Origin of the sequence: Pseudoxanthomonas sp. SL93, from assembly GCF_026625825.1 — a bacterium.
Classification (GTDB): Bacteria; Pseudomonadota; Gammaproteobacteria; order Xanthomonadales; family Xanthomonadaceae; genus Pseudoxanthomonas_A.
In genome coordinates, this window is the sequence record NZ_CP113065.1 from 2,113,664 (window position 1) to 2,126,638 (window position 12,975).

General features: G+C 65.5%; 10 protein-coding genes. 5 read left to right on the forward strand and 5 right to left on the reverse strand.

Annotation, left to right across the window (positions count from 1 at the left end):
• The first annotated feature begins 56 nt into the window (after positions 1-56).
• From pilB to coaE, 4 genes are all read left to right on the forward strand, one after another.
• A complete protein-coding gene (gene pilB / locus OVA13_RS10035; protein ID WP_267790346.1) occupies positions 57-1,799 on the forward strand; it encodes a type IV-A pilus assembly ATPase PilB in 1,743 nt (580 codons plus the stop codon).
• Between the two features lie 125 nt (positions 1,800-1,924).
• Positions 1,925-3,181 carry a type II secretion system F family protein gene (locus OVA13_RS10040; protein WP_267790347.1) on the forward strand — a complete coding sequence of 419 codons (1,257 nt, stop codon included), beginning with the start codon at positions 1,925-1,927 and terminating at the stop codon, positions 3,179-3,181.
• 9 nt (positions 3,182-3,190) lie between these two features.
• The gene (locus OVA13_RS10045) at positions 3,191-4,054 is read left to right on the forward strand and encodes a prepilin peptidase (RefSeq protein WP_267790348.1); all 864 of its coding nucleotides are present in this window, start codon (positions 3,191-3,193) and stop codon (positions 4,052-4,054) included.
• Positions 4,055-4,137: 83 nt separating this feature from the next.
• Complete coding sequence (gene coaE / locus OVA13_RS10050) at positions 4,138-4,755, forward strand: dephospho-CoA kinase (RefSeq protein ID WP_267790349.1); 618 nt, start codon at positions 4,138-4,140, stop codon at positions 4,753-4,755.
• Positions 4,756-4,853: 98 nt separating this feature from the next.
• Here coaE and OVA13_RS10055 read toward each other — a convergent pair whose 3' ends face one another.
• From OVA13_RS10055 to OVA13_RS10065, 3 genes are all read right to left on the reverse strand, one after another.
• A complete protein-coding gene (locus OVA13_RS10055; protein ID WP_267790350.1) occupies positions 4,854-5,801 on the reverse strand; it encodes a Nudix family hydrolase in 948 nt (315 codons plus the stop codon).
• Between the two features lie 151 nt (positions 5,802-5,952).
• Positions 5,953-8,706 (reverse strand): preprotein translocase subunit SecA, encoded by a 2,754-nt coding sequence (gene secA, locus OVA13_RS10060; protein ID WP_267790351.1) that lies wholly within the window; start codon positions 8,704-8,706, stop codon positions 5,953-5,955.
• A 221-nt stretch (positions 8,707-8,927) separates the two neighbouring features.
• A complete protein-coding gene (locus OVA13_RS10065) occupies positions 8,928-9,878 on the reverse strand; it encodes a M23 family metallopeptidase (RefSeq protein ID WP_267790352.1) in 951 nt (316 codons plus the stop codon).
• An 8-nt stretch (positions 9,879-9,886) separates the two neighbouring features.
• On the opposite strand from OVA13_RS10065, the gene OVA13_RS10070 reads away from it, so the two are divergent.
• A complete protein-coding gene (locus OVA13_RS10070; protein ID WP_267790353.1) occupies positions 9,887-10,360 on the forward strand; it encodes a DciA family protein in 474 nt (157 codons plus the stop codon).
• A 201-nt stretch (positions 10,361-10,561) separates the two neighbouring features.
• Here OVA13_RS10070 and lpxC read toward each other — a convergent pair whose 3' ends face one another.
• Both lpxC and ftsZ read right to left on the reverse strand, forming a co-directional pair.
• On the reverse strand, positions 10,562-11,476 hold the full coding sequence (gene lpxC / locus OVA13_RS10075; protein ID WP_267790354.1) for a UDP-3-O-acyl-N-acetylglucosamine deacetylase: 915 nt from the start codon (positions 11,474-11,476) through the stop codon (positions 10,562-10,564).
• 230 nt (positions 11,477-11,706) lie between these two features.
• Positions 11,707-12,930: a cell division protein FtsZ gene (gene ftsZ / locus OVA13_RS10080; RefSeq protein ID WP_267790355.1), complete on the reverse strand. Its 1,224-nt coding sequence runs from the start codon at positions 12,928-12,930 to the stop codon at positions 11,707-11,709.
• Between the last annotated feature and the right edge of the window lie 45 nt (positions 12,931-12,975).

Genomic DNA, 12,975 nt, shown 5'->3' on the forward strand with positions numbered 1-12,975 from the left:
GCCCGCTTCTTGCAGCAGGGTTTGCTGGTCAGAACTTTCATGCGGAATACATGCTGATGAACGCCGTCGCCGCCCCCAACGCCAATCTGGTCGGAATCACCGGTATCGCTCGCCGTCTGGTCATGGACGGCGCACTGGATGAAACCACCGCCCGCAGCGCCATGGCCAACGCCACCGAGGCCAAGGTTCCCCTGGCCCAGTGGGTGGCCGAGAAGAAACTGGTCTCGGCGCCGCAGCTGGCCGCCGCCAACGCCATCGAGTTCGGCATGCCACTGCTGGATGCGTCGGCCTTCGATCCGGTGCACGGCGCCATCAAGCTGGTCAGCGAGGAGCTGATCCAGAAGCACCAGGTGTTGCCGTTGTTCAAGCGCGGCAACAAGCTGTTCGTGGGCGTTTCCGACCCCACCAAGACGCACGCGCTGGACGAGGTGAAGTTCCACACCAACCTGGTGGTCGAAGCGATCCTGGTGGATGAGGACTCGCTGCGCCGCACGCTGGAGCAGTGGCTTAACTCGAACAGCAATCTGACCAGCACCTTCGGCGGCGACGACGATGACGGGCTGGACAACCTGGAAGTCGGCACCGACGAGGACATGGGCGCTGGTGGCGACAGTGCGGTGGACGCCAAGGGCGACGACACGCCCGTGGTCAAGTTCGTCAACAAGGTGCTGGTGGATGCCATCAAGCGCGGCGCCTCGGACATCCACTTCGAACCCTACGAAACCGACTACCGCGTGCGGCTGCGCATCGACGGCATCCTGAAACAGGTGGCCAAGGCACCGGTCAAGCTGGGCCAGCGCATCGCCGCACGCCTGAAAGTCATGTCGCAGCTGGACATCGCCGAGAAGCGCGTGCCGCAGGACGGTCGCATCAAGCTGAACCTGTCCAAGACCAAGCAGATCGACTTCCGCGTCAGCACCCTGCCCACCCTGTTCGGCGAAAAAGTGGTGCTGCGTATCCTGGACGGCAGCGCGGCGAAGCTTGGCATCGACAAGCTGGGGTACGAGCCGGACCAGCAGGCGCTGTTCGAGGCCGCCATCCAGAAACCCTACGGCATGGTGCTGGTCACCGGCCCGACGGGCTCGGGCAAGACGGTGTCGCTGTACACCGCGCTGGGCATCCTGAATGACGAAGTGCGCAATATCTCCACCGTGGAAGACCCGGTGGAAATCCGCCTGCCGGGCGTCAACCAGGTACAGCAGAACGTCAAGCGCGGGATGACCTTTGCCGCCGCCCTGCGCAGCTTCCTGCGCCAGGATCCGGACGTCATCATGGTCGGCGAAATCCGCGACCTGGAAACCGCCGAGATCGGCATCAAGGCGGCGCAGACCGGCCATATGGTGCTCTCCACCCTGCACACCAACGACGCCCCGCAGACCATCGCCCGCCTGATGAACATGGGCATCGCGCCCTACAACATCACCAGCTCGGTGACCCTGATCATCGCCCAGCGCCTGGCGCGCCGGCTGTGTTCCCGTTGCAAGAAACCGGTGGAGCTGCCGCCGAACGCACTGCTGGCCGAAGGCTTCAGCGAAGCCGAAGTACAGGCTGGCCTCACCCTGTACGAGGCGGTGGGCTGCGACGAGTGCACCGAAGGCTACAAGGGCCGTACCGGCATCTACCAGGTCATGCCGATGTCGGATGCGATCCAGGCCATCGTGCTGGAAGGCGGCAACGCCATGCAGATCGCCGAGGTCGCCCAGAAGGCCGGCATTCGCGATCTGCGCCAGTCCGCCCTGATGAAGGTGCGCAATGGCGTGACCAGCCTGGCCGAGATCAACCGCGTCACCAAGGACTGAGCGTCCGTCCAGCCCGCTGCCCAAACCCTGCCTCCCGTCACACGGGGGGTGGTTCCCTTCGGCCGATAACCGGCTACCATGGGCAATGACAGTCCGGTTGGGGAAAGCCGGACAGGGGAAAACCGATGGCTGTGACCCGTTCTGCCGTTAAGAAAGCACCCACACCGGTTCGCGAGAACCCGCTGAACCTGTTTGTCTGGGAAGGCGTGGACAAGCGCGGCGTGAAGATGAAGGGTGAGCAGCAATCCAAGAACGCCAATTTCCTGCGTGCGGAACTGCGCAAGCAGGGCATTACCCCCAACGTGGTCAAGGTGAAACCCAAGCCGCTGTTCGGCTCGGCAGGCAAGCCGGTCACCCCGAAGGAAATCGCCTTCTTCAGCCGCCAGCTGGCGACGATGATGAAGTCCGGCGTACCGATCGTGGGCGCACTGGAGATCATCGAAGGCGGACAGAAAAACATCCGCATGAAGAAGCTGGTGGAGAACATCCGCTACGACATCGAGAGCGGCTCGTCGCTGTCCGAGGCCATCAGCAAGTATCCCGTCCAGTTCGATGAGCTGTATCGCAACCTGGTGCGGGCCGGTGAAAGCGCGGGTGTGCTGGAAACCGTGCTGGACACGATTGCCAACTACAAGGAAAACATCGAGACCCTGAAGGGCAAGATCAAGAAGGCCTTGTTCTACCCAGCCACGGTCATCGCGGTGGCGATTCTGGTCAGCGCCATCCTGCTCGTCTTCGTCGTGCCGCAGTTTGAAGCGGTGTTCAAGCAGTTCGGCGCGGATCTTCCTGCCTTTACCAAGCTCATCGTGGGCGCATCCCGCTTCATGGTTTCTTATTGGTGGGCGGTATTCGGCACGATAGGCGGCGCGATCGCGGCGTTCATTTTCTTCAAGAAGCGCTCGCTGGCATTCCAGCACTTCATTGACCGCATGATCCTGAAGGTGCCGGTGATCGGCCAGATCATGCACAACTCAGCCATCGCGCGCTTCGCGCGCACGCTGGCGGTGACCTTTAAGGCTGGCGTACCCCTGGTGGAAGCGCTGGACACGGTGGCCGGTGCCACCGGCAATACCGTATATGAAAAGGCCGTGCTCAGGATCCGCGATGACGTGTCAGTGGGTTATCCGCTGAACATGTCGATGAAACAGGTGAACATCTTCCCGCACATGGTCATCCAGATGACCTCGATCGGCGAAGAGGCCGGCGCCCTGGATGCCATGCTGTTCAAGGTGGCCGAGTACTACGAGCAGGAGGTCAACAACGCGGTCGACGCGCTGTCCAGCCTGATCGAACCGTTCATCATGATCTTCATCGGTGTGGTGGTCGGCGGCATGGTGGTCGGCATGTACCTGCCCATCTTCAAGCTTGCGGCGACCATGTAAGCTTCCCCGATGGCATTCCTAGATCAGCACCCCGAACTGGGGTATCCGGTAGTGGCAGGCCTTGGCCTGCTGGTGGGCAGTTTCCTCAATGTGGTCATCCTGCGGCTGCCCCGGCGGCTGGAGTGGGAGTGGAAGCGCGACGCCCGCGAGGTCCTGGAACTGCCCGAGATCTACGACCCGCCGCCGCCCGGCATCGTGGTGGAGCGTTCGCACTGCCCGCACTGCAAGACGCAGCTGTCGTGGTTCGAGAACATCCCGCTCTTCAGCTGGCTGGTGCTGCGCGGCAAGTGCCGGCACTGCAAGGCGCCGATCTCCCCGCAGTACCCGCTGGTCGAACTGCTGACCGCGGTGCTGGTGGTGGCCTCGGTGTGGCGCTTCGGATTCGGCTGGCAGGGCTTCGGCGCGTCGTTGCTGAGCTGCTACCTGGTGGCGCTGTCCGGCATCGACCTGCGCGAGCGCCTGCTGCCGGACCAACTGACCTTGCCGCTGATGTGGCTGGGCCTGATCGGCAGCCTGGACAACCTGTACATGCCGGCCAAGCCCGCCCTGCTCGGCGCGATCGCCGGCTACCTGTTGCTGTGGCTGGTGTGGTGGCTGTTCAAGCAGGTCACCGGCAAGGAAGGCATGGGGCGTGGTGACTTCAAGCTGCTGGCGGCGCTGGGCGCCTGGGTGGGCCTGAATGGCGTGCTGCCCGTCATCCTGTTGTCGTCCGTGGTGGGCGCCATCATCGGCTCGGTCTGGCTGGGCATGAAGGGCCGTGACCGCGCCACGCCGATTCCGTTCGGCCCCTACCTGGCCATCGCCGGCTGGATCGTGTTCTTCTGGGGCGAACAGATCGTCGATGGCTACCTGCGCTTCGCGGGCCTGAAGTAACCAACGCGCTAACCGACCGCAACACGCACTTGGCGGTAACGCATAGGGGCTGACGAGCGTCCCCGCTGCCGCATAATCCCCGCATGGCCCATTACTTCATCGGACTTACCGGCGGCATCGCCTCGGGCAAGAGCGCTCTGGAAAAAGCCTTCGCCGCCCGCGGCGTGACCGTGGCCGATGCCGACCTGATCGCCCGCGAGGTGGTCGAACCGGGCGAGCCGGCGCTGGCCGCCGTCGTCGCGCACTTCGGAACGGATGTACTGCTGGCCGATGGTCGACTGGATCGCGCCGCCCTGCGTGCCCGCGTCTTCAACGACGAAGCGGAACGCAGGGTGCTGGAAGGCCTGCTGCACCCGGTGATCCGCGCCCGCATGATCGAACGCTGCCGCGCGGCCCCCGGACCGTACGCCATCGCGATGATTCCCCTGCTTGCCGAAGGGGGCGGACGCACGACGTACCCGTGGCTGGACCGCATCCTGGTCGTGGACGTACCGTCTGCGACGCAGAAGGCCAGGCTGATGCAGCGCGACGGAATCGATGCAGCGCTGGCCGACAGGATGATCGCCGCACAGGCCACGCGCGCGCAGCGGCTGGCACTGGCTGACGATATCGTGGTCAACGATGGCGACATCGGCCATCTGCAACATGCGGCGGACGAACTGCACGCCCGCTATCTGGCGCTGGCTGCCTTGGGAGCGTAGGCCGGCGATCGCGCCGAGGCTTTCGAACCATTTCGCCCGTCGCCCGGGAAATCCAGCGCTATCCCAAGTCGCCCCAGAACTGACGGCCCGCTGCGGCCCTACGCCGGCCACAGGCTGCGGATCGCCGCAACGCCTTGCGCGCCATGCTCGCGTGCCTGCCGGATGTCGGCAGGCGACAGCCCACCGATGGCATACATGGGCAGCGATACGCGCTCGCGCAGACCGGCGAAGCCCGGCCATCCCAACGGCGGTGCACCGGGATGGCTTTCCGTCGGGTGGACGCTGCCCAGCACCGCGAAATCACAGCCCAGGTCCTCGGCCCGTTGCAGGTCTTCTGCGGTGTGGCATGAGGCGGCGACCCACTGGCCTTCCGGCATCGGCCGCTGCGCCAGCGCCGTCAGTTGCGCACTGCGAAGATGCACGCCCACTCCCAGCTCACGCGCCAGTTCGATGTCTCCATTCAGGAGCACATCCGCGCCGGCCTTCCGGCACCGTTGTACCGCCTGACCGGCAAGTGCCTGCCAGCGCTCGCCGCCGACGCTGCGGGCGCGCACTTGGACACGGCGGATGCCGGCATCCAGCGCGCGCTGCAGTGACGCCAGCCATTCCGCATCTTCGCCGGGCTCCGGCGTCACCAGGTAGATATCCGGATGCAGCAACGCCGCCACCACCGGGCGATCCGCCGGCGGCATGGCGTAGCGGGTTAGTTTGTCGAGTGCCACCCAGGCCAGCGCCTGTCCTTCATGACCGCGCGGGGTGCCGGTCCAGCCCGCCAGATGGCGGACGTCCAGGCGCAGCCGCTTGTCGGGGTATTGCTGGGGAACATTGATCACCGCCGCACCGATATCGGCCTCGATGCCCAGTTCCTCACGCAGTTCGCGCACCAGCGCTTCCTCCGGGCTTTCGCCAGGCTCGCGCTTCCCGCCGGGAAACTCCCAGCGGCCCGCCAGGTCACGCCCTTCGGTCCGGCGGGCCAGCAGGATGCGGCCGCGCGGGTCGGTGATGACGGCGGCCATGACGTGGATGGAGCGCAACGGTGTGGACATGGGGGAACTTTGCCGGCAAGCGGCCAGGTAACGCAATTACCACGTCGCACACGGAAGCCGGCTACCGGGCCCGGAAACGACATCGCGCCCGAAGGCGCGATGCGATGGAACTCTTCTGCGCGGCGGAGGCCGGCGGTCAGCCGGCCATGCCTCAGCCCAGCTGTCCGTGGCAGTGCTTGTACTTCTTGCCGCTGCCGCAGGGGCACGGGTCGTTGCGGCCGACCTTGGGCGCGTCACGATGGGCCGGCATCGGCCCGGACTGCACGTAGCCACCCTGCACCGCCGCCAGGCGCTGGGCTTCCGCCGCTTCCTCGTCGGCGCTGTAGCCGCCGACGTCCTCGTGCTGGAACTGCATCTGCCGCGCCTGCGCCTCGGCCATCGCGCGTTCCTGCGCTTCCAGCGCGGCGACCTCTTCCTCGCTGCGGATGCGCACGCGCGACAGCAGCGTCACCACTTCGCTCTTCACCCGCTCCAGCATGCTGGAGAACAGCTCGAAGGCTTCCTTCTTGTATTCCTGCTTCGGCTGCTTCTGCGCATAGCCGCGCAGGTGGATGCCCTGGCGCAGGTAGTCCATGCGCGCCAGGTGCTCCTTCCAGTTCTTGTCCAGCACGGTGAGCATGATGTGCTTTTCGAGCGCGCGCATCGTCTCGTCGCCGATCGCGGCTTCCTTGCTGGCGAAGTGCTGGTCCATGGCTTCCTGCACGCGGCGCTCGATGGTTTCGGCATCCAGCTCCTCGGCTTCCTCGCGCCAGCGGCTCACGGGCAGGTCGATGCCCATTTCCTCGCCCAGCTCGTTTTCCAGCCCCTGAAGGTCCCACTGCTCGTCCACCGAGTTGAGCGGCACGAAGCGGGCGACCGTCTCGGCGACCACGTCGCCGCGGATGCCGTCGATGTTGTCCTTGACCGATTCGGCGTCGAGCAGCTCGTCGCGCTGCGCGTAAATGACCTTGCGCTGGTCGTTGTTGACGTCGTCGAAGTCGAGCAGGTTCTTGCGGATGTCGAAGTTGTGCGCTTCCACCTTGCGCTGCGCCTTCTCGATCTGCCGACTGACCAGCTTGTCCTCGATGACGTCGTCTTCCTTCATGCCGATCAGCTTCATCGCCTTCTGGACCCAGTCCGAGGCGAAGATGCGCATCAGGTTGTCTTCCAGCGACAGGTAGAAGCGGGACGAACCCGGATCGCCCTGGCGGCCCGAACGGCCACGCAGCTGGTTGTCGATGCGGCGCGATTCATGGCGCTCGGTGCCGACGATATGCAGGCCGCCGGCGGCCTTGACCGCGTCATGGCGCTTCTGCCATTCGGCCTTCACCGCGGCGCGGTCGGCGTCGCTGGCGTCTTCCGGCAGTGCCTCGTATTCGGCTTCCAGCGAACCGCCCAGCACGATGTCGGTACCGCGGCCGGCCATGTTGGTGGCGATGGTGATCGCGCCCGGACGACCGGCCTGCGCGACGATATGCGCTTCGCGCTCGTGCTGCTTGGCGTTGAGCACTTCGTGCGGCACGCCGGCCTTGGTGAGGAAGTCGGACAGCATTTCCGACGTCTCGATCGAGGTGGTGCCCACCAGCACCGGCTGGCCACGCTGGTAGCAGTCCTGGATGTCGGCCAGCACCGCCTTGAACTTGCCCTGGCGGTTGAGGAACACCTGGTCGGGCGAATCCTTTCGCACGGTCGGGCGGTTGGTCGGGATGACGATCACTTCCAGCCCGTAGATGCTCTGGAACTCGAAGGCTTCCGTATCGGCCGTGCCGGTCATGCCGGACAGCTTCTTGTACATGCGGAACAGGTTCTGGAACGTCACGCTGGCCAGCGTCTGGTTCTCGCGCTGGACCGGCACGCCTTCCTTCGCCTCGACCGCCTGGTGCAGGCCGTCGGACCAGCGACGACCGGTCAGCGTGCGGCCGGTGAACTCGTCGACGATGACGACTTCGCCATCGCGCACGATGTAGTCCACGTCGCGCTGGTAGATGGCATGCGCGCGCAGCGCGGCGTTGAGGTGGTGCACGACCGACAGGTTGTTGGCGCCATACAGCGGTTCTTCCTCGCTGATGATGCCGGCCTGCAGCAGCAGTTCCTCGGCGTGCTCCATGCCCGCTTCGGACAGGTGCACCTGCTTGCCTTTCTCGTCGACCCAGTAGTCGCCCTCGGCTTCCTCGTTCTCCTGCTTGATCAGCTGAGGCACGATGCGGTTGACGCGGATGTACAGCTCGGGCGATTCGTCGGCCGGGCCGGAGATGATCAGCGGGGTGCGTGCTTCGTCGATCAGGATGGAGTCGACTTCGTCGACGATGGCGTAGTGCAGGCCGCGCTGGAAGCGGTCGGCCTTCGACATCGCCATGTTGTCGCGCAGGTAGTCGAAGCCGAACTCGTTGTTGGTACCGTAGGTGATGTCGGCGGCATAGGCGGCGTGCTTGTCGCCGTGCGGCATGCCGGGATAGACCACGCCCACACTCAGGCCCAGCCAGTTGTACAGCTTGCCCATCCACGCCGAGTCGCGGCGGGCCAGGTAGTCGTTCACGGTGACGACGTGCACGCCCTTGCCTTCCAGGGCATTGAGATAGGTCGGCAGCGTGGCGACCAGGGTCTTGCCTTCGCCGGTGCGCATCTCGGCGATCTTGCCCAGGTGCAGCACCATGCCGCCGATCAGCTGCACGTCGTAGTGGCGCATGCCCAGCACGCGGCGGCTGGCTTCGCGGCAGACCGCGAATGCTTCCGGCAGCACCTTGTCCAGCGTCTCCCCACCCGCGATGCGCTGCTGGAACTCCGGCGTCTTGGCCTTCAGCTCGTCGTCCGTCAGCTTCTGCAGCTCCGGTTCCAGGGCGTTGATCTTGTCGACGATGCGTTGCAGCTGTTTCAGCAGGCGTTCGTTGCGACTGCCGAAGACACGGGTAAGCAGGTTGTTGATCATGTAGGGAACCGGATTGGGGAGGAACGTCAGGGCCGCTCACGCCTTGGCGTGGCGCCCAAAACGAAACAGGGCGCTATGCGCCCTGTCTGGCAACACCGTATTGTAGCTTGGGGCGGGGCTCCGTTAATCAAGCCTGCGCAATGAACGGCCCCAGCCGGCCCGGCTCAGCGCGCCGGGCACCGGGATCGCCCGCGCGGCGGGGCCGCGCAGGCAGGCCGTCCTCACCCGCGCTTCACCCGACCTACCGGGGTCGGACCATCGCCCAAGAACTTGCGCGGGTTGACCACGCTGCCGTTCTCCCAGACTTCGAAGTGCACGTGCGCACCGGTGGAGCGACCCGTCGAACCGGCCTTGGCCACTTCCTGGCCCACGCGCACCAGGTCGCCGGCCTTCACCACCAGGCGCGAGTTGTGCGCATAGCGGGTGACGTAACCGTTGCCGTGGTCCACGTCGACCACGTTGCCGTAGCCGCCCTTGACGCCGGCGAAGCTGACCACGCCGTCGGCGACCGACAGCACCGGATCACCCACACTGGCCTTGAAGTCGATGCCCTTATGGTACTGGCCACCGCCGCCGAACGGATCGGCACGACCGCCGAAGCCGGAGGTGATGTAGCTGTTGGCGATCGGCATGCGGCCGGGGGTCGCGTTCTTGTCCAGCTCGCGGTTGAACAGCAGCGCTTCCAGCACGGACAGCTGGCGGCCGGATTCGGCGAACTGCTTTTCCAGCTGGTCGACGCCGGCGGACAGTTCGGCCGGCTTCATGTCGTAAGCGGCGTCGTTGCCGCCCACGCCAACCGGTTCGTTGAAGTCGAACTCGCCATCCTGCAGCTGGCCCACGCGGGTCAGGCGCTCGCCCAACGCGTTCAGGCGGTTCGCCTGCGCCTGCAACTCGCCCAGTCGGGCGGCCATGGCATTGATTTCCTGCTGGGCGCCGCGGCGCACCTGCTCCAGCTCGGCCTCGCGGCTCTCGGCGCTGGCCTGAAGCATCGACACCTGGGCCATCCCGGCGGCACTGCGGCCGGCCGCGCCGATCAGCAGGCCCGCGGCCACCAGCACCGCCGCACTGGCCAGCGGCCGGGTGTGCAGGGCGAGTCGGGTACGGTATGCACCATGGGCCAGGGTATGGCTCCACCAGATGCGCGTATTGTTGACAATGTTTTTAAAGCTCATAGATACCGATGTCTGATTCGAAGTCCAAGCCGCGTCGTGCCGGCACCGCGCAACCTGCCCTGCAGGCTGCCATGACCGATGCCGCTACCGACCCGGTGCGTCGCGCCATGTGGCTCGACGCCTTGGAACAGCAACTTCGCCCCTGCCTGCCGCCTGCCCTGGCGCCCCATTGCCGGTTGGCCAATGTGGCGGGCACGCGACTCGTTTTTATCGTCGACTCCCCGGTGTGGCGGGCCAGACTGCGCCTGGCTGCCCCCGAACTGATCAACGCGGCCCAATCCATCGGACTGGCGGTCACCGAAGTCACCGCCAAAACCACCCTTGCGCCGTCTTCCCCCCCGGTCGGAGCGCAGGAAATGGCCAAACCCGTGTCGGAAGTCGCAAGAAAGGGGCTGAAAAGCGCCCTGGACCTCCTGTCCGAACCCGTCTCCGCGGATCCGTCCACCCCGCAGGGCGGCCATCGACGACGTCCGAAAAATTGACTCGGCCATCACGAGGGACGGGGCATGGTACCGGCCACCGTCGGTCGGGTCGTTAGATGAAAGTTAAAATCCTGTTAGGATTCAGGCCGCAACATGACCGATGTCACATTTTGACAAAGGCGTAACCGATCGTACCCACCCGTGTGACGGGGGTCGGTAACCGGTAGTCAGCACGATCACCCGCCAAAGCGGATGCAGGTCTCAGACGGCGGCGGCGGGGCTCGCGTACACCACCGGCGAGGGCTGGCGGTCGTCTTCGAAGGTCACTTCTTCCCAGGCCGAAGCATCGGCCAGCAGGGCGCGCACCAGCTTGTTGTTGAGTGCGTGGCCCGATTTGAACCCCTCGTAGGCGCCCAGGATGGGGTGGCCGGCGAGGTACAGGTCGCCGATGGCGTCCAGGATCTTGTGGCGGACGAACTCGTCCGTGTAGCGCAGGCCGTCTTCGTTCAGTACCCGGAACTCGTCCAGCACGATGGCATTGTCCATCGAACCGCCCAGCCCCAGGTTGCGTTCGCGCATGTACTCCAGGTCGCGCATGAAGCCGAAGGTACGCGCACGCGCGACTTCCTTGACGTAGGCGCCGGTGGAGAAATCCACTTCCGCCCGCGACTGCGACGCGGGAATCATCGGATGGTCGAACTTCACGGTGAAACCCAGCTTGAAGCCGTCATAAGGCTCGAAGCGGGCCACCTTGTCGCCGTCGGTCACTTCCACGGCGTGCTTGATGCGGATGAAGCGCTTGGGCGCGTTCTGCTCGGTGATGCCTGCCGATTGCAGCAGGAACACGAACGGACCGGCGGAACCGTCCATGATCGGCAGCTCGGCCGAGGACAACTCCACATAGGCATTGTCGACGCCCAGGCCGGCCATGGCCGACATCAGGTGTTCGACGGTCTGCACCTTGGCGCCTTCGCATGTCAGCCCGGTGCAAAGCGTGGTCTCGGTGACCAGGCTGGCGCTGGCGGGGACCTCCACGACCGGATCCAGATCGACCCGACGGAACACGATGCCCGTATCCACCGGCGCAGGGCGCAGGGTCATGTAGACCTTTTCGCCGCTGTGCAGACCCACGCCGGTCGCGCGGATCACGTTCTTCAGTGTGCGTTGCTGGGCCATCGGGACGGGTCGCAGGTGGGGGAACCTAAGCGGGCAGCGAGAATAACACGCACTTCGCTGAATCTTAACGAAAGAACCGCTCTGTCCCACGGCCGCAACACTGGTCTGTTATGGCCGTCATGAAAGGGCTGCCGGGCCGGACGGGCCCGGCAGCGAAAGGACATGGCGTGGGTGGTGCGTACTGCCTTGCTTGCCCCGCTCCGCCTGGAAAAGCGGAACGGGTGGAACCCTCAGTCCGCCTGGCGGCGCAGGAACGCCGGGATGTCCAGGTAGTCGTTGGGGAGGTCGGCGGCGACCGGTGCCGAGGCGGGCGCGGACGCCTGCGCAGCGGAACCACGACGCAGGCCCAGGCCGCTGGTGGCGGCACTGACCGCATCCATGCCGAAGCCGTCGTCGATCGGCATGCCGGTGGTGGCGTCGCGGACCAGCTTGATCGGCGCGCGCATCGGCTCGCGCAGGTCGCTGTTGCGGCCCACCGGCTGGCGCACCACGGCCCGGTTCAGGCCGGTGGCGACCACGGTCACGCGCACCTCGTCCTGCATGTCCGGGTCCAGCACGGTGCCCAGCACCACGGTGGCATCTTCCGAAGCGAAGCCTTCGATGGTGCGGCCCACTTCGTCGAACTCGGCCATGGTGAAGTCCGGGCCGGCGGTGATGTTGACCAGGATGCCGTTGGCGCCCGACAGGTTGACGTCGTCCAGCAGCGGGTTCTGGATGGCCGACTCGGCAGCGGCCTGCGCGCGGTCGTCGCCGCGTGCCGAACCGGTGCCCATCATGGCCAGGCCCATCTCGCTCATCACGGTGCGCACGTCGGCGAAGTCGACGTTGATCAGGCCCGGACGCACGATCAGGTCGGCGATGCCCTGCACGGCGCCGAGCAGCACGTCGTTGGCGGCACGGAACGCCTGGATCATCGTGGCGTTGCGGCCCAGCACGGTGATCAGCTTTTCATTCGGGATGGTGATCAGCGAATCGCAGTGGTGGCTCAATTCCTCGATGCCCTTCAGCGCCACCTGCATGCGGCGACGGCCTTCGAACGGGAAAGGCTTGGTCACCACGGCGACCGTCAGGATGCCCATCTCCTTGGCCAGCTGCGCCACGACCGGCGCCGCACCGGTACCGGTGCCGCCGCCCATGCCGGCGGTGATGAAGACCATGTCGGCGCCGTCCAGCGCGTCGATGATGCGCTCACGGTCTTCCAGCGCGGCCTGGCGGCCCACTTCCGGATTCGCGCCCGCGCCCAGGCCCTTGGTGACGTTGCTGCCCAGCTGCAGCTGCAGCTTGGCGCCGCAGTTCTTGATCGCCTGCGAATCGGTGTTGGCGGTGATGAACTCCACGCCGTCCACGCTGCTGCTGACCATGTGCGCCACGGCATTGCCGCCACCGCCGCCCACGCCAACGACCTTGATCACCGCATTCGGGGCCATCTTCTCAACCAGTTCGAAATGTGCCATGTCCTTGTCCTCGTTTATTTAGTTATGTGGTGCTGTTGGAACAAC

Coding starts and splice junctions, on each gene's coding strand:
- lpxC (WP_267790354.1), bottom strand. CDS start 11,476: ATGGCCCAGCAACGCACACTGAAGAACGTGATCCGCGCGACCGGCGTG.
- OVA13_RS10040 (WP_267790347.1), top strand. CDS start 1,925: ATGGCTGTGACCCGTTCTGCCGTTAAGAAAGCACCCACACCGGTTCGC.
- coaE (WP_267790349.1), top strand. CDS start 4,138: ATGGCCCATTACTTCATCGGACTTACCGGCGGCATCGCCTCGGGCAAG.
- ftsZ (WP_267790355.1), bottom strand. CDS start 12,930: ATGGCACATTTCGAACTGGTTGAGAAGATGGCCCCGAATGCGGTGATC.
- OVA13_RS10065 (WP_267790352.1), bottom strand. CDS start 9,878: ATGAGCTTTAAAAACATTGTCAACAATACGCGCATCTGGTGGAGCCAT.
- pilB (WP_267790346.1), top strand. CDS start 57: ATGAACGCCGTCGCCGCCCCCAACGCCAATCTGGTCGGAATCACCGGT.
- OVA13_RS10055 (WP_267790350.1), bottom strand. CDS start 5,801: ATGTCCACACCGTTGCGCTCCATCCACGTCATGGCCGCCGTCATCACC.
- secA (WP_267790351.1), bottom strand. CDS start 8,706: ATGATCAACAACCTGCTTACCCGTGTCTTCGGCAGTCGCAACGAACGC.
- OVA13_RS10045 (WP_267790348.1), top strand. CDS start 3,191: ATGGCATTCCTAGATCAGCACCCCGAACTGGGGTATCCGGTAGTGGCA.
- OVA13_RS10070 (WP_267790353.1), top strand. CDS start 9,887: ATGTCTGATTCGAAGTCCAAGCCGCGTCGTGCCGGCACCGCGCAACCT.